Genomic DNA, 21,483 nt, shown 5'->3' with positions numbered 1-21,483 from the left:
TGGACCAATGGCGTCCATGGTCGGCGTGGCGCCCGGATGGGCGAACGCGCGCGGTCGCGTGTCGCGTTTCTATGACGGTAGTCAGGATCCGGTGATACCGTCGAGAGCGTGAGCCCCTTCACCGGTTCCACAGCAGCGACCGAACGGTGGCACCACCTCCGGCTGACCCGGCAGGACGGCGTCGCCACCGTCACCTTCGACCGCCCCGAGAAGCTGAACGCGCTCACCTTCGGCGCCTACGCCGACCTGCGCGATCTGCTCGCCGAACTCTCCCGCGACCGCTCCGTGCGCGCCCTCGTGCTCGGCGGAGAGGGGCGCGGCTTCTGCTCCGGCGGAGACGTGGACGAGATCATCGGCGCCACCCTCGCCATGGACACCTCCCAGTTGCTCGACTTCAACCGGATGACCGGTCAGGTCGTACGCGCCATCCGCGAATGCCCCTTCCCGGTCATCGCAGCCGTACACGGGGTGGCAGCCGGAGCCGGCGCCGTCCTCGCGCTCGCCGCGGACTTCCGCATCGCCGACCCCACCGCCCGGTTCGCCTTCCTCTTCACCCGCGTCGGCCTCTCCGGCGGCGACATGGGCGCCGCCTACCTGCTGCCCCGCGTCGTCGGCCTCGGCCACGCCACCCGGCTGCTGATGCTCGGAGAGCCCGTACGCGCCGCCGAGGCCGAACGGATCGGCCTGCTCAGCGAGCTCACCGAGGAGGGCAAGTCGCTCGTACGGGCGGACGAGCTCGCCCATCACCTGGCCGCGGGCCCCGTACTCGCCTACGCGCAGACCAAGGCCCTGCTCACCGCCGAACTCGACATGCCGCTGGCCGCTTCCGTGGAGCTGGACGCCGCCACCCAGGCCCTGCTGATGAACGGCCGGGACTACGCCGAGTTCCACGCCGCCTTCACCGGGAAGCGGCCGCCGCAGTGGCAGGGCAGGTAACCGCCATGCGGGTGGCGGTCGTCGGCGGGGGACCCGGTGGCCTCTACGCGGCCGCCCTGCTGGCCCGGCAGGGTCACACCGTCGAGCTCTGGGAGCGGGGCGCACCCGACGACACCTTCGGCTTCGGCGTCGTCCTCTCCGACGAGACCCTCGGCGGCATCGAGCGGGCGGACACCGTCGTGCACGCCGCCCTCGGCGCGGAGTTCGTGCGCTGGGACGACGTGGACATCGTGCACCGGGGCCGGCTGCTGACCTCCGGCGGCCACGGCTTCGCCGCCATCGGCCGGCGCCGGCTGCTGGAGATCCTGCACGAACGCTGCGCTGGGCTCGGCGTCCGGCTCCGGTTCCGGACGGCGGCCCCCGACCCCGGAACGCTCTCCGCCTCGTACGACCTGGTGGTCGCGGCCGACGGCGTGCACAGCGCCGTCCGCGAGGCCGGGGCGGCGCACTACCGGCCGTCCGTGACGCCCGGGCGCTGCCGGTACATCTGGCTCGCCGCCGATTTCGCCTTCGAGTCCTTCCGCTTCGAGATCGCCGAGACCGAGCACGGGGTCATGCAGCTGCACGCCTACCCCTACGCGGCCGACTCCTCCACGGTCATCGTCGAGATGCGCGACGAGGTGTGGCGGGCCGCCGGTTTCGACCTGTGCGACGAGACCGAGTCCGCCGCCCGCTGCGCCAAGACGTTCAGCGAGGCCCTGCACGGGCGGCCGCTGCGCGGGAACCGCTCCGCGTGGACGCGGTTTCGCACCGTCGTCAACGAGCACTGGTCGCACGGCAATGTGGTCCTGCTCGGCGACGCGGCGCACACCGCGCACTTCTCCATCGGCTCCGGCACCAAACTCGCCGTGGAGGACGCCCTCGCCCTCGCCGAAGCCGTGCGCGCACACCCCGAGGTGCCCGACGCCCTCGCCGCCTACGAGGCCGAGCGGCGCCCCGCCGTCGCGAGCACCCAGCGCGCGGCCGCCGCCAGCATGCGCTGGTTCGAGGAGATCGAGGGGTACGTCGACCAGCCCGCCCGCCAGTTCGCCTTCAACCTCCTCACCCGCAGCCGCCGCGTCACCCACGACAACCTGCGGCTGCGCGACGAGCGGTTCACCCGCGCCGTGGAACGGGACTTCGGCTGCCCGGACGAGAACACCCCGCCGATGTTCACCCCGCTGCGGCTGCGCGGCCTGACCCTGCGCAACCGGGTCGTCGTCTCCCCGATGGACATGTACTCCGCGGACGGGGGCGTGCCGGGGGACTTCCACCTCGTCCACCTCGGAGCCCGGGCCCTCGGCGGCGCGGGGCTCGTGATGACCGAGATGGTCTGCGTCAGCGAGGAGGGCCGCATCACCCCCGGCTGCGCCGGCCTCTGGACCCAGGAGCAGGCCACCGCCTGGAATCGCATCGCCGACTTCGTCCACACCTCCGCCCCCGGCACCGCGCTCGGCGTCCAGCTCGGGCACGCCGGCCGAAAGGGCTCGACCCGGGTCATGTGGGAGGGCATGGACGACCCCCTCCCCGCCGGCAACTGGCCGCTGGTCGCCGCCTCCGCGCTGCCGTACCGGCCGGGCGTCTCGGCCGCCCCGCGCGCCCTCGACGAAGCGGACCTGGCGGCACTGCGCTCGGAGTTCGCGGCCGCCGCCGTCCGCGCCGCCGACAGCGGCTTCGACCTGCTGGAACTGCACTGCGCCCACGGCTACTTGCTCTCCGGGTTCCTCTCCCCGCTGACCAACCACCGCGAAGACGCCTACGGCGGGCCGCTGGAGAACCGGCTGCGCTTCCCGCTGGAGGTCTTCGACGCGGTCCGCGCCGTCTGGCCCGAGGACCGCCCGATGACCGTCCGCCTCTCCGCCACCGACTGGGCACCCGGCGGCACCACCCCCGAGGAAGCGGTGCGGATCGCCGCCGCCTTCGTGGAGCACGGAGCCGACGCCATCGACGTCTCCACCGGCCAGGTGGTCGCGGACGAGACCCCCGAGTACGGGCGCTCGTACCAGACCCCCTACGCCGACCGGATCCGCAACGCCCTCGGCGTCCCCGTCATCGCCGTCGGCGCCATCTCCTCCTGGGACGACGTCAACTCCCTGCTCCTGGCGGGCCGCGCCGACCTCTGCGCGCTGGGCCGCCCCCACCTCTACGACCCGCACTGGACCCTGCACGCCGCCGCCGACCAGTCCTACGAGGGCCCGGCCGCACCCTGGCCCGCGCCGTACCGCGCGGGCAGCCGCAAACCGCCGACGGGACGGGGCTGAGCCCCGCCGGTCAGCGGCCCGAGCCGAGCGTGAGGCACTCGTGGCAGTGGCAGGGCTCTGGATGCGGCCAGTCGGGCCAGGACTCCGTGCGCGGCTCCCAGGCCGGCCGCTCCAGGTACGCCGCCGCGTCGGCGGCGGCCTCCCTGTGCATGAAGCCCCGTTCGTCGACGGTGCGGAGCAGTGCGGGTCCCCGAGCCAGGTACGGGCGGAACGTGTGGAGGTCGCGGACCGACGCCCACGCCTCGACGTAGCGCCGGGTGCGACGGGGCCGGCCCACCACGGGGCACTGCTCGCGCCAGCCGCTCAGGAGGTACACCTTGGAGCCGCCCTCGAACATCTTCGTGCCGGGTCGCTGCCCCTGGCCGCCCTCGCCGTAGCGGCGCCACCGGACGACGTTGGCCGCGATCACCCAGCTCGGCTCAGGGCTCTCCTCGGGCGTGCTCACGTGACGACGACCTCCACGCGGTCCTCGACCGGGGTGTAGCCCAGGCGCAGGTAGACGCCGTTGCTGGTCGGGTTCGCCAGGTCCGTGAAGAGGACCACCTCGGAGGCACCGGCCGCGTACGCCGCCTCGCTCGCCGCGTGCGTGGCCCCGGCGGCGTAGCCGCGGCCGCGGACGGCGGGCGGGGTGTAGACCGGGCCGACGCGGGCCGCGGAGCCGATCGGGCGGCTGAAGGAGGCGAGGGAGACGGGCACCCCGGCATCCTCCCAGAGCAGGATGCCGCCGTAGGAGATCCGGTCGCGCAGTGCCGCCTCGGAGGCCCCGCCGGGGATGCCGGCCTCCACGTGGAAGGCCTCGATCCACTCCAGCAGCAGCGGGAGGTCCTCCTCGGCGGCGACCCTGGGCCGCCCGGTGGGCGCGGGATCCGGGTCGACGAGCCCGGCCAGCCGGTAGAGGCGGTTCTCCTCGGAGAGGCGGGTCGGGCGCCCCCACGCGGCGGTCAGGGTGTCCGTGTCGCGGCGCCGGGCGCTGATGCCGTCCACCCCGGCGAGCAGCGGCTCGGTCCCCAGGGCGGACGCGAGCGCGAGCACGGCCTCCTCGGGCAGCGCGCCGAGTTGCAGCGGATGGGGCGGGGTGCACAGCAGGGCCCCGGAGACCGTGCCGTCGGCCCCGGTCCACCATCCGAAGACCGGATCGGCGGACCCGTAGGCGTGGGGCCCGCGCCGTTCCAGCGCGTCGGCGACCGTGAGCAGGAGGGTGTTGGAGACGGGATGCGCGGCCACCGCCGGGCCCGTCGCGGCGAGGTAGGCGTCGAGGTCGGAGCTGAAGGTCCAAGTCATGGCCCATCCTGGCGCGGCGCGCGGACCGGCCGCACTCGGATTTCCGCACCCCTGTTTCCGCACCGATGGTTGCGTGCACCGTCCTCACGGCCGTGCGAACAGCGTGCCCCGGTCCCGCAGGCGTGCGTGCAGTTCGGCGAAGACGGCCGCGGCGCGGTCGCCCGGCCAGTCCGCCGGAAGCAGGTCGCGGGGCAGGCCCGGGTCCGCGTACGGGAGCCGGCGCCAGCTGTCCAGGGCGAGCAGATAGCCGCGGTAGGCCTCCTCCGGGGTCGGCTCCGGGCCCGATTCCAGGGCGCGCAGGGCAGGTCCGTGCCGGTCCAGGAACTCCTCGTGCTGCTTGGCCAGGGCCGCCAGGTCCCACCAGCGGGCCACCGCCTCCGCGGTCGGGGCGAAACCGAGGTGGGCGCCGCGGAACAGCTCCACGTACGGCGTCAGCCGCAGCCGCTCCAGCGTGTGCGCGGTCTCCTCCGCGAGCCGGGCCGGGGCGATCCACACACCCGGCGCCACCGTGCCGAACCCCAGCCGGGCCAGCCGCGAGCGCAGCAGGTGCCGTTTGCTCCGCTCCTGCTCCGGCACGGAGAACACCGCCACCAGCCACTCGTCGGAGGGCTCCGGCGTGCCGTAGATGCGCCGGTCCCCGTCGTCCAGCAGCTGCTGCGCCTCCTCGGAGAGCCCGTACGCGGCCGAGCCGTCCGCGGTGCGCTCGGGCAGCAGGAAGCCGCGCCGCTTCAGCCGGGACACCGACGAGCGGACCGACGGGGCGTCCACGCCGGCCGCGCCCAGCAGGCGGATCAGCGCGGACACCGGGACCGGCCCCTCGAAGGCCCGCCCGTAGGCGCCGTAGAACGTGACGATCAGAGATCGCGGGGTGTGCTGCTCGACCACGGGTTCATGCTAGATCGCGCAGCCGGAAGCGTTGCAGCTTGCCGGTCCCGGTACGGGGCAGCTCGGAGAGGAAGACGAAGGCGCGCGGGCACTTGTGCGGGGCCAGCTCGGCCCGCATGAAGGCGCGCAGCGCCTCCTCGGTCAGCGTCGCGCCCTGACGCGGCACGGTGTACGCCACCACGATCTGCCCGCGTCGCTCGTCCGGGCGGCCCACCACGGCGGCCTCGGCCACGTCCGGGTGGCGCAGCAGGGCCTCCTCCACCTCCGGGCCGGCGATGTTGTATCCCGACGAGATGATCATGTCGTCGGCGCGGGCCACGTAGCGGAAGTAGCCCTCCGGGTCGCGGACGTAGGTGTCCCCGGTGAGGTTCCAGCCGCCCTGTACGTACTCCGCCTGGCGCGGGTCGGCCAGGTAGCGGCAGCCCACCGGGCCGCGTACGGCCAGCAGCCCCGGCTCGTCGTCGGCGACGGGCATGCCCGACTCGTCCACCACCCGCGCCTGCCAGCCCGGTACCACCCGGCCCGTGGTGCCGGGCCGGATGTCCTCGTCGGCGGCCGAGATGAAGATGTGCAGCAGCTCGGTCGCCCCGATCCCGTTGATGATCCGCAGGCCCGTGCGCTCGTACCAGGCCTGCCAGGTGGCGGCGGGCAGGTTCTCCCCGGCCGAGACGCAGCGACGCAGCGCGGAGAGGTCGTACATGCCCACGTGGTACGGGCCCAGCGCGTCCAGCATCGCCCGGAAGGCGGTGGGCGCCGTGAACAGCACGGTCACCCGGTGTTCGGCGAGGGCGGGCAGCAGCCTGCGCGGCACCGCGTCCTCCAGCAGCAGCGCCGAGGCGCCGGCCCGCAGCGGGAAGACGACCAGCCCGCCGAGGCCGAAGGTGAAGCCGAGGGGCGGGCTGCCCGCGAAGACGTCGTCGGGGCGCGGGCGCAGCACGCTCCGGGAGAAGGTGTCGGCCACGGCGAGCAGGTCGCGGTGGAAGTGCATGCAGCCCTTCGGCCGGCCCGTGGTGCCGGAGGTGAAGGCGATCAGGGCCACGTCGTCGGCGGAGGTCGGGGCGGCCTCGAAGGGCTCCGCGTGTCTCTCGGCCAGCCGGAGCAGGTCGTCCTCGCCACCGCCCCCGTACGTGGTGATCCGCAGCCCCGGCACCTCCGCCTTGACCAGGTCGTCCAGCACGGCCGCGTGGCACAGCGCGAACTGCACGCGGGCCATCGAGCACACCGTGGCCAGCTCCTGCGCGCGCTGCTGGGGCAGTACGGTCACCGCGACCGCGCCCGCCTTCATCACCGCGAGCCAGCAGGCGGCGAGCCAGGGGCCGGTGGGCCCGCGCAGCAGCACCCGGTTGCCGGGGACGACGCCGAGGTCGGCGGTGAGCACGTGGGCGAGCCGGTCCACGCGCTCGCGCAGTTCCCCGTACGTCCACACCTCGCCGCGGCCGCTGCGGAAGGCGGGCCGGCCGGGCCCCTCGGGCCCGAACCGGGCGATGGTGGCGTCGAGCAGCTCGGCCCCGCAGTTGAGGCGGTCCGGATAGGCCAGTTCGGGCAGCTCGAAGAGGAGTTCCGGCCACGCGTCCGCGGGTGGCAGATGGTCGCGGGCAAAAGTGTCGGTGTGAGCGGAAGGCTTCAGGTCCAAGGCGGGTTCGCCCCCTTGCGACGGTCCCGGGTGGGGTGGAGCGGGCCGTGCGGTCACCGCCACGAGCGTATCGTGATGGTGACGGCAGTCAACAGGACGCGATAGAAGCGGGGATGTTCGGATGAACGGATTCGCGCTCGGGGTGGACCAGGAGGAGTGGTGCGGGCGGTTGCGCGCACTGTCGGCCGACCGGCTGCGGCCGCTGGCCGAGAAGGGGGAGCCGGGCCGGGTCAACCGGCCGCTGCTGGCGGCGCTGGGGGAGCTGGGCCTGCTGGAACGGGTGTTCACGGCCGGGGCGCTGGAGCTGTGCCTGCTCCGGGAGTCGCTCGCCTACGGTTGCACGGAGGCCGAGACGGCGCTCGCCCTCCAGGGACTCGGCGCGTATCCCGTCCTGCGGGCGGGCAGCGCCGAACAACGCGAGCGGTGGCTGCCGCGGGTCCGCGCGGGGCGGGCGGTGGCCGCGTTCGCGCTGAGCGAGCCGGGCGCGGGCTCGGACGCGGCGGCGCTGGAACTGGCGGCGGCGCCGGATTCCGGGGGCGGCTGGGTGCTGAGCGGCGAGAAGCGGTGGATCTCCAACGCCCCGGAGGCGGATTTCTACACCGTCTTCGCCCGGACGGGTGAGGGGCCGGGGTCGAAGGGGGTCTCCGCCTTCCTGGTCCCCGCCGACCGGCCCGGACTCTCCGGCGAGGCCCTGGAGATGCTCTCCCCGCACCCCATCGGCGCCCTCGCCTTCGACGCGGTCCCGGTCGGCCCGGAAGACCTCCTCGGTGAACCCGGCCGGGGCTTCCGCGTCGCGATGGACACCCTGAACCTCTTCCGGCCCAGCGTCGGCGCCTTCGCGGTGGGCATGGCCCGGGCCGCGCTGGACGCGACCCTCGCCCACACGGCGGGCCGCACCGCCTTCGGCGGGACGCTGAGCGACCTCCAGGCGGTCGCGCACCGGGTGGCGGAGATGGCCACCCGCACGGAGGCGGCCCGGCTGCTGGTGTACGCGGCCGCCGGGGCGCACGACGGGGGAGCGGGCGACGTACCGCGCCGGGCGGCGATGGCGAAGCTGCTGGCGACGGAGACGGCCCAGTACGTGGTGGACCACGCGGTGCAGCTGCACGGCGCGGTCGCGCTCCAGCGGGGGCACCTGCTGGAACACCTCTACCGGGAGGTGCGGGCGCCGAGGATCTACGAGGGGGCGAGCGAGGTGCAGCGTTCGATCATCGCGAAGGAGCTCTACCGGGCGGTGGCGGCCGGATGAGCCCGGAGCGGATCAACCCGGCGGAGCTCTCCCCGGCGACGGGCTTCTCCCACGCGGTGGTGGCGACCGGCTCGCGGCTGGTGTTCCTGGCCGGCCAGACCGCGCTGGACGGCGGGGGCAAGGTGGTGGGGGAGGGCCTGGCCGAGCAGTTCGAGGTGGCGCTGGCCAACCTCCTGACGGCCCTGGCGGCGGCGGGCGGCTCCCCGGCGGACCTGGCCAGGGTCACGGTGTACGCGGTGGACGTGGCGGCGTACCGCGAGCACGCGGCCGAACTGGGGCGGATCTGGCGGAGGTTGGCGGGCCGGGACTATCCCGCGATGGCCGTGATCGGCGCGGTCCGCCTGTGGGACGAGCGGGCCCTGGTCGAACTCGACGGCTTCGCGGTCCTCCCGTAGCGCCTGGCAGGCCCGGGCCCGGCCCCGGGCCCCGGCCCCGACCCGGGCCGCGGGCTCCGACCCGGGCCGCGGGCTCCGACCCGGGGCCCCGGCCCCGACCCGGGCCCCGACCCCGGCCCTCGTGCGGGTCGGCGGTGATCCGCCGGCCCGCCCCGGGGCGTCGTACTCCCGTTCCCGGGCCTTGAGCGGCAGCGGTCGCCGTCCGGCCGGCCGCGGCGCGGCCGACGGTTCCCGCACTCCGCGATCCGGCCAACTCGGCTGATCCGGGCCGGTCATGACCGCCCGTTCCGAGGGCGAGGGGGGCTCCGGTCGCGGGGGTTCTCTCAAGAAGATGCGAACTGATGGCCGCACAGGTCTTGTCAGTGCAATTTCACATTACTATGTTACAGCTCACACCGCGGCACGTTAATCCCCGTCAAACGCCGTGTGACCCGGGGCAGTTGGCCCGGGCATTCCACGTACCACCCCCCACGCGCCACCCCCCACCTCTCTCCCCACAGGAGTCCTCGGTGTTCAAGCACAAAACCGTGCGTTCGACCCTCCTCGCCTCCGCCGTGGCGGTCACCCTCCTCGCCTCCGCGGGCCAGGCCGTCACCCAGGCCGCGGACCGCGCGGGCGCCGCCGCCGCGGGCGGCGCCGCCTCCGGCACCTTCTCCGGCGGGGCCCCGGCCGCGAACCCGTTCGACGAGGTCGACCGCGTCGCCGACGCGAAGGCCGACACCCCGGCGGAGGCCCAGGCCCCCGGTGGGAAGGACCTCGCGGGGAAGGTCCCCGGGGCCGCCACCCCCGCCACCGCCACCACCACCGCGCCCTCCGACCGCGGCGAGAAGAGCCGCAAGGCGACCGCCCAGGCGGCCCCCACCGCCAAGAGCGTCGCCGCGGGCGTCCCCTGCACCCTCGACGGGATCAAGAACCTGGGCCCGGAGCAGTTCGCCGACTTCCTCGCCGACCAGGCCGTCACGGCCGACGGGTGTCTGCGCGGGCTCATATGGACCTGGGACGCGCGCCTGGCCCCGGTGATGTCGGACGCCCACGTCCAGGCCGTCTCCCGGCGGATATCCAGCCTGGCCGCCGCGCACGACGGCCGTAACTCCTCCCACCTGGAGGAGATGTTCACCTACCTGCACGCGGTCGTCTACCACGACTACTCGCGCTCCGAGATCGACGTCACCGACGCCCCGACCGTGGACGCCATGCGCCAGGCCATCGCCGACTTCGGGGGCGCCGCCCGCACCTTCGACGTGACCGCCTCCAACGCCCGCACCCTGCGCGAGGCCCTCTACGCGGGCAGTGCGCCGGGCCTGCGCCAGCACCAACTCGGCCTCGTCAAGAAGGTCCTGGCCACCATGGACCCGGCCCACCCGGCCACCAACCTCGACGCCGGCTGGGCGGGCGCCGCCCTCGCCGCCCTCTCCGTGAACTACCTCGGCGTCTACCCGGGCAACCAGGACGCCGCCTTCCACGCGGCCGTGGCCGCCGACCCCGCCTACCGGGCCACGTTCAAGGCCTTCGCGACCTACACCCACCTCAAGGGCACGGCCAACGCCTGGGTGGCGCGCGACGCCCTGGGCGAGTACGGCCGCTTCGGCCAGGTCGCGGGCCTCCAGGAGCAGGTCGTCGCCGACCTCGGCGCGATGCTGGAGCCGGTCAAGAGCGGCCTGGGCACCGAGCCCTGGGCCAAGGTCGTCTCCTGGCTCAACTTCTACAACGCGTGCAAGCCGTACGGGGTCTGCAAGGAGGACATCGAGAAGCAGCTCTTCCCGTACACCTACACCTACGACAACGGCGCCATCAAGGTCCGCACCGCCCTCGACCGGGCCACCGTCGACCAGCTCTACTACGCGAGCAAGCAGGTCAAGACGCAGTTCCACCGGGTCCTGGGCACCGACCAGCCGCTAGCCGGAGACCCCAACAGCACGCTGAACATCGTGCTCTACGCCTCCCGGGCGGACTACGAGAACTACCACCCGATCCTGACCGGCTACGGCACCAACAACGGCGGCATCTACATCGAGAACGGCGCCACCTTCTACACCTACCAGCGCCGCGTCCCGCAGGACTCCTCCCTCACCCTGGAAGAGCTCTTCCGCCACGAGTACACGCACTACCTCAACGGGCGCTTCGCCGTCCCCGGCTTCTTCGGCCAGGGCGACTGGTACCAGGGCGACCGCACGACCGCCATGGACGAGGGCACCGCCGAGTTCTTCGACGGCGCCACCCGCGACAACGGCATCGCCGTCCGCAAGTCCCTGGTCAAGAGCATCATCAACGACACCGCCGGCGGCGGCCCCCGGATGTCGGTGGAGCAGCTGCTGAACGCCCGTTACGACGTCGACGGCTTCCGCTTCTACAGCTACGCCGGCACGTTCTTCGAGTTCCTGTGGACCGAGAAGCCCTCGCTGCTGCGCGAGATGTACACGCACATGCGGGGCAACGACGTGGCGGCGTACGACGCCTGGCGCCACCGGATGGGCGCGGACGCCTACCTCCAGCGCGACTACGACCGCTTCCTGGACGCGCAGATCGCCAAGGTCGACCAGCTCTACGTGCCGAACACCGTCTTCACCCCCAACGAGCAGCTGCGCGACTCCGCGCTCGCCAACGTGAAGTCCGCCTTCGCGACGGCCACCTACAACACCCCGGACTGCGTGGAGAACGGGGACCCCGGCAAGCGCCGCTTCACCTGTACCGGGCGCATCACCGCCAACCTGAAGAACTGGCGCAGCGACGACCAGAACTTCAAGGACATGTCCGAGACGGTCGACTACTTCATCCTCGACCGCGCGGGGGCGGCCTCCAACAACCTCGCCGACATGAACTGCTCCTTCGGTCCGCTGGAGATCTGGAGCAACAAGGTCGCCGGCACGTCGAGTTACAGCTGCGAGGGCCCGCTCCGCAGCTGATCCGCACCGGCCCGCCCGGACCGGTCCCGTGCCCCGAGGAAGGTACGGGACCGGCCTGGGCAGCCGCAGAAGAATGTGACATATTACTGTCGTGCTCAAGAGACACTCCCTGGACGCCGTCATCATCGGCGCCGGCGTCGTCGGAGCGGCCTGCGCCTACTACGCGGCCCGCGCCGGACTTTCCGTGGCGGTCGTCGACCGCGGCCCCGTCGCGGGCGGTACGACCGGCGCCGGCGAGGGCAACCTGCTCGTCTCCGACAAGGAGGCCGGCCCGGAACTCGATCTGGCCCTGCTCTCCACCCGCCTCTGGCGCGAACTCGCCGCCGCCCTCCCCCGGGAGATCGAGTACGAGTCCAAGGGCGGCCTCGTGGTCGCCTCGGACCCGGCCGCGGTGGACGCCCTGCGCACCTTCGCCGAAGGCCAGCGCAAGGCGGGCGTCGAGGCGGTCGAGGTGCCCGCGGACGCCCTGCACGACCTGGAACCCCACCTCGCCCCCGGGCTCGCGGGCGGATTCCACTACCCCCAGGACGCCCAGGTCCAGCCCGCCCAGGCGGCGGCCCGCCTGCTGGCCGCCGCCGGCGCCGAGGTCCACCTCGGCGAGGAGGTGACCGAGGTCCTGCTGGACGCCTCGGGCGCCGTACGGGGCGTCCGCACCCCGCGCCGCGACCTGCTCGCCCCCGCCGTCGTCAACGCGGCCGGGACCTGGGGCGGCCGCATCGCCGAACTCGCCGGTGTGGAGATGCCGGTCCTCCCGCGCCGCGGTTTCGTCCTGGTGACCGAACCGCTGCCGAAGGTGGTCCGGCACAAGGTCTACGCCGCCGACTACATCGCGGACGTGGCCAGCGGCTCCGCCTCGCTCCAGTCCTCAGCCGTGGTGGAGGGCACCCCCTCCGGCCCGGTCCTGATCGGCGCCACCCGCGAACGCGTCGGCTTCGACCGCTCGCTCTCCACGGAGGCCCTGCGCCGCCTCGCCTCCCAGGCGGCGGCCCTCTTCCCGGTCCTCGCGGACGTACGCGTCCTGCGCACCTACCACGGCTTCCGCCCCTACCTCCCCGACCACCTCCCGGCGATCGGCCCGGACCCCCGCCGCCCCGGGCTGCTGCACGCCTGCGGGCACGAGGGCGCGGGCATCGGCCTGGCCCCGGCGACGGGGGTGCTGGTGGCGGCGGTTCTCGCCGGGGCCGAACCCGTGCTTCCGCTCGCGCCGTTCCGTCCGGAGCGGTTCACGTGAGCCGGGCTGCGTTCGGGGGCCGCCGCGCGGGGCTTTTCCCCCACCCCGCCCCTTCCCGAAACCGGGGCTCCGCCCCGGGCCCCGGTCCTCAAGCGCCGGACGGGCTGAAAGAAGTTGGGCTCCGCCCCGGACCCCGCGCCTCAAACGCCGGCGAGGCCGCAATGCGCGCACCCGGCACCGGCCCCCAGAGGAGGACCCCCTGATGCGCACCCCCCGCTCCCTGGTCGGCGGCACCCCGTCGGCCACGTACACCATCGGCTTCGACGGCCGTGAACTCCCGGCGCAGGCGGGGCAGTCCATCGCCGCCGTGCTGTGGGCCGCCGGCATCCTCGCCTGGCGGACCACCCGCGAGACCGGCGCCCCGCGCGGGGCGTTCTGCGGGATCGGCAGCTGCTACGACTGCCTCGTCACCGTCAACGGCCGCCCGAACCAGCGCGCCTGCCTGATCCCCGCCCGAGCGGGCGACACCGTCACCACCCAGGAGGGAACCGGCCATGCCGACCTCGCCGTCTGAGCCGGAGCACCGGGCCGACCTCGCCGTCGTCGGGGCCGGGCCCGCCGGGCTCGCGGCCGCCGTCACCGCCGCGGAGCTCGGGCTGCGGGTCGCGCTGCTCGACGCGGGGGAGCTGCCCGGCGGGCAGTACTACCGCCACCCCGCGCCCGGGCTGGGCGCCGCCCGCCCCGAGGCCCTGCACCACGGCTGGGCCGCCTTCGCCCGCCGCGAAGCCGCCCTGCGCGCCCACGTCTCGGCCGGGCGGATCACGTACCTTCCGCTGCACCACGTGTGGACGGTCGTCCCGGGCGCGGGGGCCGGCACGGAGTGGAACCTGCACGCCGTTGCGGGGCCCGAGGACACAGCGGCAAGCGTGCGCGCCACCGCCGTGCTCCTCGCCACCGGCGCCTACGAGCGCCAACTCCCCTTCCCCGGCTGGACCCTGCCCGGGGTCGTCGGGGCCGGCGGGGCCCAGGCCATGCTCAAGGCCGGGCTCGTCCTCCCGGGCAAGCGGGTGGTCGTCGCCGGGAGCGGCCCGCTGCTGCTCGCCGTGGCCGGGTCGCTCTCCGCCGCCGGAGCGACCGTCCCCGCCGTGGTGGAGGCCGGCGCGTACACCGCGTACGCCGGCCACCTCCCCACCCTGCTGCGCAACCCCGGCAAGCTCGCCGAGGCCGCGACCTTCGGCGGGGCCCTCGCCAGGCACCACGTCCGGCTCCTCACCCGGCACGCGGTGACCGAGGCGCACGGCACCGACCGGGTCGAGGCCGTCACCGTGACCCGACTCGACCGGGACTGGCGCCCGCTGCCCGGCACCTCCCGCCGGATCCCCTGCGACGCCCTCGCCGTGGGCCACGGGCTCGTCCCCCAGCTGGAACTCGCCACCGGCCTCGGCTGCGCCACCCGCCGGAGCGCGGACGGCACGGTCGCCCTCGACCTCGACGCCGAACAGCGGACCTCCGTCCCCGGCGTCTGGTCGGCCGGCGAGACCGGCGGCATCGGCGGGGCCCAGCTCGCCCTGCTGGAGGGCGAACTGGCCGCCCGCTCCATCGCCCGCACCATCGCGGCCTCCCTCGCGCACGCCCCGCGCGGCGGCCAGGCCCTCCGCCGTCTCACCCGCTCCCGCGCCCGGCTGCGCGCCTTCGCCGACGCGATGGCCGCCGCCCACCGCCCGGGCGGTGGCTGGACCGGTTGGCTCCCGGACGACGCCCTCGCGTGCCGGTGCGAGGAGGTCCCGGCCGGCCGGATCCGCGAGGCGGTGGACGAGCTCGGCGCGCGGGACGCCCGTACGGTCAAACTCCTCACCCGGGCCGGCATGGGCTGGTGCCAGGGCCGGATGTGCGGGCCCGCCGTCGCCGCCCTCGCCGGGGAGGAACCCGCCCCCGACCGGCGGCCCTTCTCGTGCCCGGTCCCGCTGCGCCACCTCGCCGAACTTCCCGCCGCCGACGGCTGATCCGGCCCCTCCGGGGCCTTGTGGCCGCCTCACACCCACTAGTAAAATGTCACACACCACTCTAGGAGCTCACCCATGACCCACGCGCACACCACCGCGTCCATCCCGCCCCGCACCCGCCCCTGGCACGGAATCATGGTCGCCACCGCGCTTCCCCTGCGCGAGGACCTCGGCGTCGACTACGACGCCTACGCCGAGCACGTGGCCTGGCTGATCGCCAACGGCTGCGACGGCGTGGTCCCCAACGGCTCCCTCGGCGAGTACCAGACCCTTAACGATGAGGAGCGCGCCCGCGTCGTCCGCACCGCCGTCGAGGCCGCGGGTGACGGCGCCCGCGTCATGCCCGGTGTCGCCGCCTACGGCAGTGCCGAAGCCCGCCGCTGGGCCGACCAGGCGGCGGAGGCCGGGGCCGGCTCCGTACTGCTCCTGCCGCCCAACGCCTTCCGGGCCGACGAGGCGACCGTGCGCGCCCACTACGCCGAGGTCGCCGGGGCCGGGCTGCCCGTCGTCGCGTACAACAACCCGCACGACACCAAGGTCGACCTGACCCCGGACGTGCTCGCCCGGCTGTACGCCGACGGCTCCATCGTCGCCGTCAAGGAGTTCAGCGGGGACGTGCGCCGCGCGTACGAGATCGCCGAACTCGCCCCGGGCCTCGACCTGCTCATCGGCGCCGACGACGTCCTCCTCGAACTCGCCCTCGCCGGCGCGGTCGGCTGGATCGCCGGCTACCCCAACGCCCTCCCGAACTCCTGCGCCACCCTCTACCGGGCCGCCGTCTCCGGCGACCTCGACACCGCCCTGCCGCTCTACAAGTCCCTGCACTCCCTGCTGCGCTGGGACTCCAAGACCGAGTTCGTCCAGGCCATCAAGCTCTCCATGGACCTGGCCGGCCGCCCCGGCGGCGCCACCCGCCCGCCGCGCTTCCCGCTGACCGGCGAGACCGAGGCCGCCGTCCGCGCCGCCACCGAGAAGGCCCTCGCCGAGGGCCTCAACTGACACTCCGGGGGGACCCATGCGTACGCGTCACATCTACCACGCGGTGGACTCGCACACCGAGGGCATGCCGACCCGGGTGATCACCGGGGGCGTCGGGGTGATCCCCGGCGCGACCATGGCCGAGAAGCGGCTCCACTTCATCGAGCACATGGACCACGTCCGCACCCTGCTCATGTACGAACCGCGCGGGCACTCCGCGATGAGCGGCGCCATCCTGCAGCCCCCCACCCGCCCCGACGCCGACTACGGCGTCGTGTACATCGAGGTGTCGGGCCTGCTCCCCATGTGCGGGCACGGCACCATCGGGGTCGCCACCGTCCTCGTCGAGACCGGCATGGTGCCGGTCGTCGAGCCGGTCACCACCGTCCGGCTCGACACCCCGGCCGGACTGGTGAGCGTCGACGTCCGCGTCGAGGACGGGGCGGCGACCGCCGTCACCCTCACCAACGTGCCCTCCTTCAGTGTCGGGCTCGACCTGAAGACCGAGGTCCCCGGCTTCGGCACGATCACCTACGACCTGGCGTACGGCGGCAACTTCTACGCCTTCGTCGAACTCGACGCCCTGGGAATGCCCTTCGACCGGGCCCGCAAGGACGACCTGATCGCCGCCGGCCTCGCCGTCATGGACGCGATCAACGCGGGCGACGACCGGCCGGTCCACCCCGAGAACCCCTCCATCGCCGGGGTCAAACACGTCTACCTCGCCGCCCCCGGCTCCGACGCCCGCCGCTCCCGGCACGCCATGGCCATCCACCCCGGCTGGTTCGACCGCTCGCCCTGCGGGACCGGCACCAGCGCGCGCATGGCCCAGCTGCACGCACGGGGCCTGCTCGCCCTGGACACCGACTTCGTCAACGAGTCCTTCATCGGCACGGAGTTCACCGGCCGGCTCGTCGGCGAGACCACCGTCGGCGGTCTGCCCGCCGTGGTCCCCACCGTCACCGGCCGGGCCTGGATCACCGGAACCGCGCAGTACTTCCTCGACCCGACCGACCCCTTCCCCGGAGGGTTCCTCCTGTGATCACCGTCCGCACGGTGGACTACCACACCGCCGGCGAGCCCTTCCGCATCGTCGACGCGTCCGCCGGAGGCATGCCCCCCGTCCCTGGGGACACCGTCGCCGAACGCTGCGCCACCGCCATCGGCCCGGGGGGTTCCGGGACCGCTCCGCGCCGGGGCCCCCTGGACGACGTACGGCGGCTGCTCGTCCAGGAGCCGCGCGGGCACGCCGGGATGTACGGCGGGTTCGTCGTCCCGGCCGACGACGACGGGGCCCACTTCGGGGTGCTGTTCTGGCACAAGGACGGATACTCCACGGCCTGCGGCCACGGCACCATGGCCCTCGGGGCCTGGGCCGTGGACAGCGGCCTGGTCCCCGCCCCCGACGACGGGGACGCCCCGGTGCGCATCGACGTGCCGTCCGGCCGGGTCACCGCCACCGTGCACCGGGCCGGCGGCCGCACCACCGGGATCACATTCCGCAACGTCCCGGCCCGGGTGAGCGCCCGCAAGGTGCCCGTCGCCACCACCCTCGGACTCGCCGAGGCGGACATCGCGCACGCCGGGGCCTGCTACGCCTCCGTCCGCGCCCGGGACCTCGGCCTGGAGGTCACCCGGGCGGCCCTGCCCGACCTGGTACGGGCGGGCCGGGAGATCCGGGCCGCCCTGGCCACCCACCCGGCGACCTGGCACCCCGACGGCCCGCTGCTCTCCGGGGTGTACGGGGTGGTCCTCCACGAGGAGCTGCCCGACACCCCCTTCGGGCCGCACCAGCGCAACGTCACCGTCTTCGCCGACGGGCAGATCGACCGCTCGCCCTGCGGCTCCGGCACCTCGACGCGGCTCGCGCTGCTCGCGGAGGACGGGCGGCTGGCGCCGGGGGAGGACCTGCTGCACGAGTCGGTCACGGGCACGGTGTTCACCGGGCGGATCTTCCCGGACGGCGTCACGGAGGTCACCGGCACGGCGTACCGCACCGGTGAGCACGCCTTCACCGTCGACCCGAACGACGCGCTCGGGACGGGGTTCCTCCTTTGAAGGGACCGGATACGAGGAGGCCCGCCGTGCCGGCGACCGCCGTGCCGGCGACCGCCGTGGTGGGCTCGGTCGCGGGAGGGCTCCGGCAGCTGGGCGCCGCCGACATCGCCGGGCTGCTCGCCCCGGCCGAGGCCGCCGACGCCCTGGCCGCCGTCCTGCTCGGCGGCCTCGACCCCGAGGGTTGCCCGCAGCGCACCGCGCTGCCCGTGCCGGGCGGGGGCGAACTCCTGCTGATGCCCGCCGCGTCCGCCTCGTACGCCGGAGTGAAGATCGCCGGGGTGGCGCCCGGGAACCCCGCCCGGGGGCTGCCCCGGATCACCGGGTCCTACCTGCTGCTGGACGGGCCGACGCTGAACCCGCGGGCCCTGCTCGACGGCGCGGCCCTGACCGCCCTGCGCACCCCGGCGGTCTCCGCCCTGGCGCTGCGGTACCTGGCGCCGGAGGGCCGGCCGCTGCGGCTGGTGCTCTTCGGCTCGGGACCGCAGGCGTACGGGCATCTGGAAGCGGTCCTCGCGGTGCGGGAGTTGGCGGAGGTGGTGGTCGTCGCCCGCGATCCCGGGGGTGGGGACCGGCTGGTCGCGCACGCCCGCGGGCTCGGGCTGCCGGTGGCCCGCAGCGGCACCGCGAAGGACGTGGCCGACGCCGATCTGGTCGTCTGCTGCACCACCGCCCGCGAACCCCTCTTCGACGGGAGCCTGGTCCGCCCGGGAGCCACCGTCGTCGCCGTCGGCTCCCACGAGCCGACGGCCCGGGAGACGGACACCGCCCTCGTGCGACGGGCGGCGGTGTACGTGGAGTCGCGCGCGGCCGCCCTGCGCGAGGCGGGGGACCTCCTGGTCCCGGAGGCCGAAGGCGCGATCGGGCCCGGTCACATCACCGGCACCCTCGCCGACCTGGTCGCCGGACGGATGCCGCCCGGCGGGCCGCGGAGTTGTCCACAGCTCTTCAAGAGCGTGGGCATGGCCTGGGAGGATCTTGCCGTGGCGGTCGCGTTGTTCGAGGCCGCCGGGGCGAGCGGCGCAACGTGACATTGTACGCTGTTCCTCTGCCCATCGAGGGTGTACGGGCCATCGGAGGAAAAGCAATGGGTGACCTCAAGCAGCACAGTCTCATCAAGGCCCAGGAGCGGCTGCGCGACCAGGTCGGCCACGCCCTCCGGGCGGCCCTGATAGCGGGCGAACTGCGCCCGGGCAGCGTCTACTCCGCCCCCGGCCTCGCCGCCGAACTCGGGGTCTCGGCCACCCCCGTGCGTGAGGCGATGCTCGACCTCGCCCGCGAGGGCCTGGTGGAACCCGTCCGCAACAAGGGGTTCCGGATCACCGAGGTCAGCGAGCGCGACCTGGACCAGTACACCGAGCTGCGCACGATGATCGAGGTCCCCACCATCGGCCGGATCGCGAAGACGGCCACGGTCGAGCAGCTGGAGGAGCTGCGTCCCATCGCCGAGGAGATCGTCACCAGTGCGCGCGAGCACAACCTCATCGGCTACCTGGAGGCGGACCGCCGCTTCCACCTGAGCCTGCTCGCCCTCGCGGGCAACGACCGCCTCGTCGAAACGGTCGGCGACCTGCGCAAGCGGTCCCGGCTGTACGGTCTGACCGGCCTGGACGAGGCCGGCAAGCTGGTCTCCTCGGCCGAGGAGCACATCGAGCTGCTCGACCTGATGATCAGCGGCGACGCGAAGGCTGCGGAGGAGTGCATGGCCCGCCACCTCGGGCACGTCCGCTCCCTCTGGGCCCAGGGCCGCGACGAGCCGGTGGGCCGCACCCCCGGCGTTCTCGGCGGCGCCGCCAAGAGCTGACCCCGGCGCCTCCGCAGGCGCGGCAGACACCTCTCGCAGGGCCCGGACCTCCTCGGTCCGGGCCCAACGCGCGTTCTGTGCAAGGGATTTGGACACGGGTGGATAACGGCGGCGCCGACCCCTTGTCAGTGCAATTTCACATTACTATGTTACCGGTCACATCGTAGAGCGCGGCCCTTCACTGGAGTGACCATGACCAAGCGCACCCAACTCGCCCTCGCCACCGGTCTGGTGGCAGCACTCGCACTCGGCGCATCGGGCTGCTCCGACACCAAGAAGGGCTCCGCGGGCTCGGGTGCCTCCAACCCCGCCGCCGCCAACGACGGCAAGACCATCGGCGGTACCCCGGTCAAGGGCGGCACCCTCACCGTCCTCTCGAACCAGGACTTCTCCCACCTCGACCCGGCCCGCAACTGGACGATGCCGACGATGGACTTCGGCACCCGCCTGCTCTACCGCACGCTCGTCACCTTCAAGGCGGAGCCCGGCAAGGCCGGCAGCGAGCTGGTCCCCGACCTCGCCACCGACCTCGGGACCCCGTCCAACGGGGGCAGGACCTGGACCTTCACCCTGAAGGAGGGCCTGAAGTACGAGGACGGCTCGCCGATCAGGGCCCAGGACGTCAAGTACAACGTCGAGCGCTCCTTCGCCCCCGACCTGACCGGCGGCCCCGACTACGCCGCCCAGTACCTGGCCGGCGCCGAGGGCTACAAGGGTCCGCTCCAGGGGCAGCACCTCGACTCGATCAAGACCCCCGACGACCGCACGATCGTCTTCGAACTGAAGCGCCCCGTCGCCGAGTTCTCCCAGACCGCCACGCTCCCCACCTTCGCGCCGGTCCCGCAGGCCCAGGAGAAGGGCACCCAGTACGACGCCCGCCCGTTCTCCTCCGGCCCGTACAAGATCGAGACGTACGACCGCGACAAGAAGCTCGTACTCGTCCGCAACGAGCACTGGGACCCGAAGACCGACACCGTCCGCAAGGCCTACCCGGACAGGTTCGTGGTCGTCATGGGCCTCAAGGGCGGCCAGATCGACGACCGCATCATCGCCGGCGAGGGCGCCGACGCCTCCGCCGTCGAGTACGCCAACATGCGCCCCGAGAGCGCCCCCAAGGTGCTGCCCAAGCCCGAGATCAAGGGCCGCCTGCTCGCCGAGTCCCAGGGCTGTACGGTCATGCTCCACCTGAACAACTCCCGCGCCCCCTTCAACGACCCCAAGGTCCGCGAGGCCATGCAGTACGCGGTCGACAAGGAGGCCATCATCACCGCGGCCGGCGGGCCCGCCCTCAACGAGGTCGCCACCGCCTACCTGCCCCCGGCCCTCTCCGGCGGCAAGCAGGCCGACACCCTGAAGATCGCCCCGGCCGGCGACCCGGCCAAGGCCAAGGAACTCCTCAAGGCCGCCGGCAAGGAGAACCTGAAGGTCTCCCTCGCGGTCTCCACCGGAGACAAGGGCCGGGCGGAGGCCATCCAGCAGGGCCTGTCCCGGGCCGGCATCGAGGTGGTCATCGACACCGTCGACCCCGGCGCGTACTACGACGCGATCGGCGACCTCTCCACGACCCCCGACATGACCTACACCGGCTGGTGCCCCGACTACCCCTCCGGCTCCACCTGGATCCCGTTCGTGTTCGACGGACGCACCATCAAGGACAAGGGGAACCAGGGCAACTACGCCCAGTTCCGCGACGAGGCCGTCATGAAGCGGATCGACGAGATCAACGCGATGGCCGACGCGAAGCAGGCGAACCAGGCGTGGATCGACCTCGACGCCGAGATCATGAAGAAGTCCCCGTCCATCCCGATCCTCATGGAGCGCAAGCCGCTCCTCGTCGGCCCGAACATCGCGGGCGCGTACGGCCACCCGGTGTGGACCGGCACCATCGACTACGGGACGGTCGGCCTCAAGGACCCGTCGAAGAGCCAGGGCTGAGGAACCCGGAGCCCC

General features: G+C 73.8%; 18 protein-coding genes. 14 read left to right on the top strand and 4 right to left on the bottom strand.

Going from position 1 to position 21,483, the window contains the following annotated elements; all coding sequences use genetic code 11:
- Nucleotides 1-108 precede the first annotated feature (108 nt).
- Together ACIQ5Y_RS12100 and ACIQ5Y_RS12095 are read left to right on the top strand one after the other, a co-directional pair.
- Nucleotides 109-936 carry an enoyl-CoA hydratase family protein gene (locus ACIQ5Y_RS12100; RefSeq protein WP_403878567.1) on the top strand — a complete coding sequence of 276 codons (828 nt, stop codon included), beginning with the start codon at nucleotides 109-111 and terminating at the stop codon, nucleotides 934-936.
- Between the two features lie 5 nt (nucleotides 937-941).
- Entirely contained in the window at nucleotides 942-3,176 is a 2,235-nt protein-coding gene (locus ACIQ5Y_RS12095; RefSeq protein ID WP_403878792.1) for a bifunctional salicylyl-CoA 5-hydroxylase/oxidoreductase, read from the top strand.
- Nucleotides 3,177-3,186: 10 nt separating this feature from the next.
- Here ACIQ5Y_RS12095 and ACIQ5Y_RS12090 read toward each other — a convergent pair whose 3' ends face one another.
- The 4 genes from ACIQ5Y_RS12090 to ACIQ5Y_RS12075 form a co-directional block, all read right to left on the bottom strand.
- A complete protein-coding gene (locus tag ACIQ5Y_RS12090; RefSeq protein WP_403878564.1) occupies nucleotides 3,187-3,621 on the bottom strand; it encodes a hypothetical protein in 435 nt (144 codons plus the stop codon).
- On the bottom strand, nucleotides 3,618-4,457 hold the full coding sequence (locus ACIQ5Y_RS12085; protein ID WP_403878561.1) for a GNAT family N-acetyltransferase: 840 nt from the start codon (nucleotides 4,455-4,457) through the stop codon (nucleotides 3,618-3,620). The genes ACIQ5Y_RS12090 and ACIQ5Y_RS12085 overlap by 4 nt, the downstream gene beginning before the upstream one ends.
- An 84-nt stretch (nucleotides 4,458-4,541) precedes the next feature.
- On the bottom strand, nucleotides 4,542-5,342 hold the full coding sequence (locus tag ACIQ5Y_RS12080) for a PaaX family transcriptional regulator C-terminal domain-containing protein (protein ID WP_403878558.1): 801 nt from the start codon (nucleotides 5,340-5,342) through the stop codon (nucleotides 4,542-4,544).
- A gap of 4 nt (nucleotides 5,343-5,346) precedes the next feature.
- Complete coding sequence (locus ACIQ5Y_RS12075; RefSeq protein ID WP_403878555.1) at nucleotides 5,347-6,975, bottom strand: AMP-binding protein; 1,629 nt, start codon at nucleotides 6,973-6,975, stop codon at nucleotides 5,347-5,349.
- 121 nt (nucleotides 6,976-7,096) lie between these two features.
- Here ACIQ5Y_RS12075 and ACIQ5Y_RS12070 point away from each other — a divergent pair, with 121 nt between their 5' ends.
- From ACIQ5Y_RS12070 to ACIQ5Y_RS12015, 12 genes are all read left to right on the top strand, one after another.
- Nucleotides 7,097-8,224, top strand: coding sequence for an acyl-CoA dehydrogenase family protein (locus ACIQ5Y_RS12070; protein ID WP_403878552.1), 1,128 nt, complete (start codon nucleotides 7,097-7,099; stop codon nucleotides 8,222-8,224).
- Nucleotides 8,221-8,619: a RidA family protein gene (locus ACIQ5Y_RS12065; RefSeq protein WP_403878549.1), complete on the top strand. Its 399-nt coding sequence runs from the start codon at nucleotides 8,221-8,223 to the stop codon at nucleotides 8,617-8,619. The genes ACIQ5Y_RS12070 and ACIQ5Y_RS12065 overlap by 4 nt, the downstream gene beginning before the upstream one ends.
- Nucleotides 8,620-9,128: 509 nt before the next feature.
- Nucleotides 9,129-11,522 carry a collagenase gene (locus ACIQ5Y_RS12060; protein WP_403878546.1) on the top strand — a complete coding sequence of 798 codons (2,394 nt, stop codon included), beginning with the start codon at nucleotides 9,129-9,131 and terminating at the stop codon, nucleotides 11,520-11,522.
- A gap of 91 nt (nucleotides 11,523-11,613) precedes the next feature.
- Complete coding sequence (locus ACIQ5Y_RS12055; protein WP_403878543.1) at nucleotides 11,614-12,753, top strand: NAD(P)/FAD-dependent oxidoreductase; 1,140 nt, start codon at nucleotides 11,614-11,616, stop codon at nucleotides 12,751-12,753.
- Between the two features lie 199 nt (nucleotides 12,754-12,952).
- Nucleotides 12,953-13,267, top strand: coding sequence for a (2Fe-2S)-binding protein (locus ACIQ5Y_RS12050; protein WP_403878789.1), 315 nt, complete (start codon nucleotides 12,953-12,955; stop codon nucleotides 13,265-13,267).
- Entirely contained in the window at nucleotides 13,248-14,696 is a 1,449-nt protein-coding gene (locus ACIQ5Y_RS12045) for an NAD(P)/FAD-dependent oxidoreductase (protein WP_403878540.1), read from the top strand. Before ACIQ5Y_RS12050 ends, ACIQ5Y_RS12045 begins: the two co-directional genes overlap by 20 nt.
- A 75-nt stretch (nucleotides 14,697-14,771) precedes the next feature.
- Complete coding sequence (locus ACIQ5Y_RS12040) at nucleotides 14,772-15,695, top strand: dihydrodipicolinate synthase family protein (protein ID WP_403878537.1); 924 nt, start codon at nucleotides 14,772-14,774, stop codon at nucleotides 15,693-15,695.
- A gap of 16 nt (nucleotides 15,696-15,711) precedes the next feature.
- Nucleotides 15,712-16,716: a proline racemase family protein gene (locus ACIQ5Y_RS12035; protein ID WP_403878534.1), complete on the top strand. Its 1,005-nt coding sequence runs from the start codon at nucleotides 15,712-15,714 to the stop codon at nucleotides 16,714-16,716.
- The gene (locus ACIQ5Y_RS12030) at nucleotides 16,713-17,732 is read left to right on the top strand and encodes a proline racemase family protein (protein ID WP_403878531.1); all 1,020 of its coding nucleotides are present in this window, start codon (nucleotides 16,713-16,715) and stop codon (nucleotides 17,730-17,732) included. The genes ACIQ5Y_RS12035 and ACIQ5Y_RS12030 overlap by 4 nt, the downstream gene beginning before the upstream one ends.
- Before the next feature lie 89 nt (nucleotides 17,733-17,821).
- Nucleotides 17,822-18,760 (top strand): ornithine cyclodeaminase family protein, encoded by a 939-nt coding sequence (locus ACIQ5Y_RS12025; protein ID WP_403878786.1) that lies wholly within the window; start codon nucleotides 17,822-17,824, stop codon nucleotides 18,758-18,760.
- Nucleotides 18,761-18,816: 56 nt separating this feature from the next.
- Complete coding sequence (locus tag ACIQ5Y_RS12020; RefSeq protein ID WP_403878528.1) at nucleotides 18,817-19,533, top strand: GntR family transcriptional regulator; 717 nt, start codon at nucleotides 18,817-18,819, stop codon at nucleotides 19,531-19,533.
- Between the two features lie 192 nt (nucleotides 19,534-19,725).
- Nucleotides 19,726-21,468 (top strand): ABC transporter substrate-binding protein, encoded by a 1,743-nt coding sequence (locus ACIQ5Y_RS12015; RefSeq protein WP_403878525.1) that lies wholly within the window; start codon nucleotides 19,726-19,728, stop codon nucleotides 21,466-21,468.
- The last annotated feature ends 15 nt before the right edge of the window (nucleotides 21,469-21,483 follow it).

Origin of the sequence: Streptomyces sp. NPDC096339 (assembly GCF_044762985.1) — a bacterium.
In the GTDB taxonomy this organism is placed as follows: Bacteria; Actinomycetota; Actinomycetes; order Streptomycetales; family Streptomycetaceae; genus Streptomyces.
Note: the sequence above shows the minus strand (reverse complement) of the source record. Positions and strands in the feature narration are given on the sequence as shown.

What these genes read in the sequence shown, in the direction of transcription:
- ACIQ5Y_RS12095 (WP_403878792.1), top strand. Translation starts at nt 942, where the DNA reads ATGCGGGTGGCGGTCGTCGGCGGGGGACCCGGTGGCCTCTACGCGGCC.
- ACIQ5Y_RS12085 (WP_403878561.1), bottom strand. Translation starts at nt 4,457, where the DNA reads ATGACTTGGACCTTCAGCTCCGACCTCGACGCCTACCTCGCCGCGACG.
- ACIQ5Y_RS12070 (WP_403878552.1), top strand. Translation starts at nt 7,097, where the DNA reads ATGAACGGATTCGCGCTCGGGGTGGACCAGGAGGAGTGGTGCGGGCGG.
- ACIQ5Y_RS12065 (WP_403878549.1), top strand. Translation starts at nt 8,221, where the DNA reads ATGAGCCCGGAGCGGATCAACCCGGCGGAGCTCTCCCCGGCGACGGGC.
- ACIQ5Y_RS12045 (WP_403878540.1), top strand. Translation starts at nt 13,248, where the DNA reads ATGCCGACCTCGCCGTCTGAGCCGGAGCACCGGGCCGACCTCGCCGTC.
- ACIQ5Y_RS12040 (WP_403878537.1), top strand. Translation starts at nt 14,772, where the DNA reads ATGACCCACGCGCACACCACCGCGTCCATCCCGCCCCGCACCCGCCCC.
- ACIQ5Y_RS12035 (WP_403878534.1), top strand. Translation starts at nt 15,712, where the DNA reads ATGCGTACGCGTCACATCTACCACGCGGTGGACTCGCACACCGAGGGC.
- ACIQ5Y_RS12020 (WP_403878528.1), top strand. Translation starts at nt 18,817, where the DNA reads ATGGGTGACCTCAAGCAGCACAGTCTCATCAAGGCCCAGGAGCGGCTG.
- ACIQ5Y_RS12015 (WP_403878525.1), top strand. Translation starts at nt 19,726, where the DNA reads ATGACCAAGCGCACCCAACTCGCCCTCGCCACCGGTCTGGTGGCAGCA.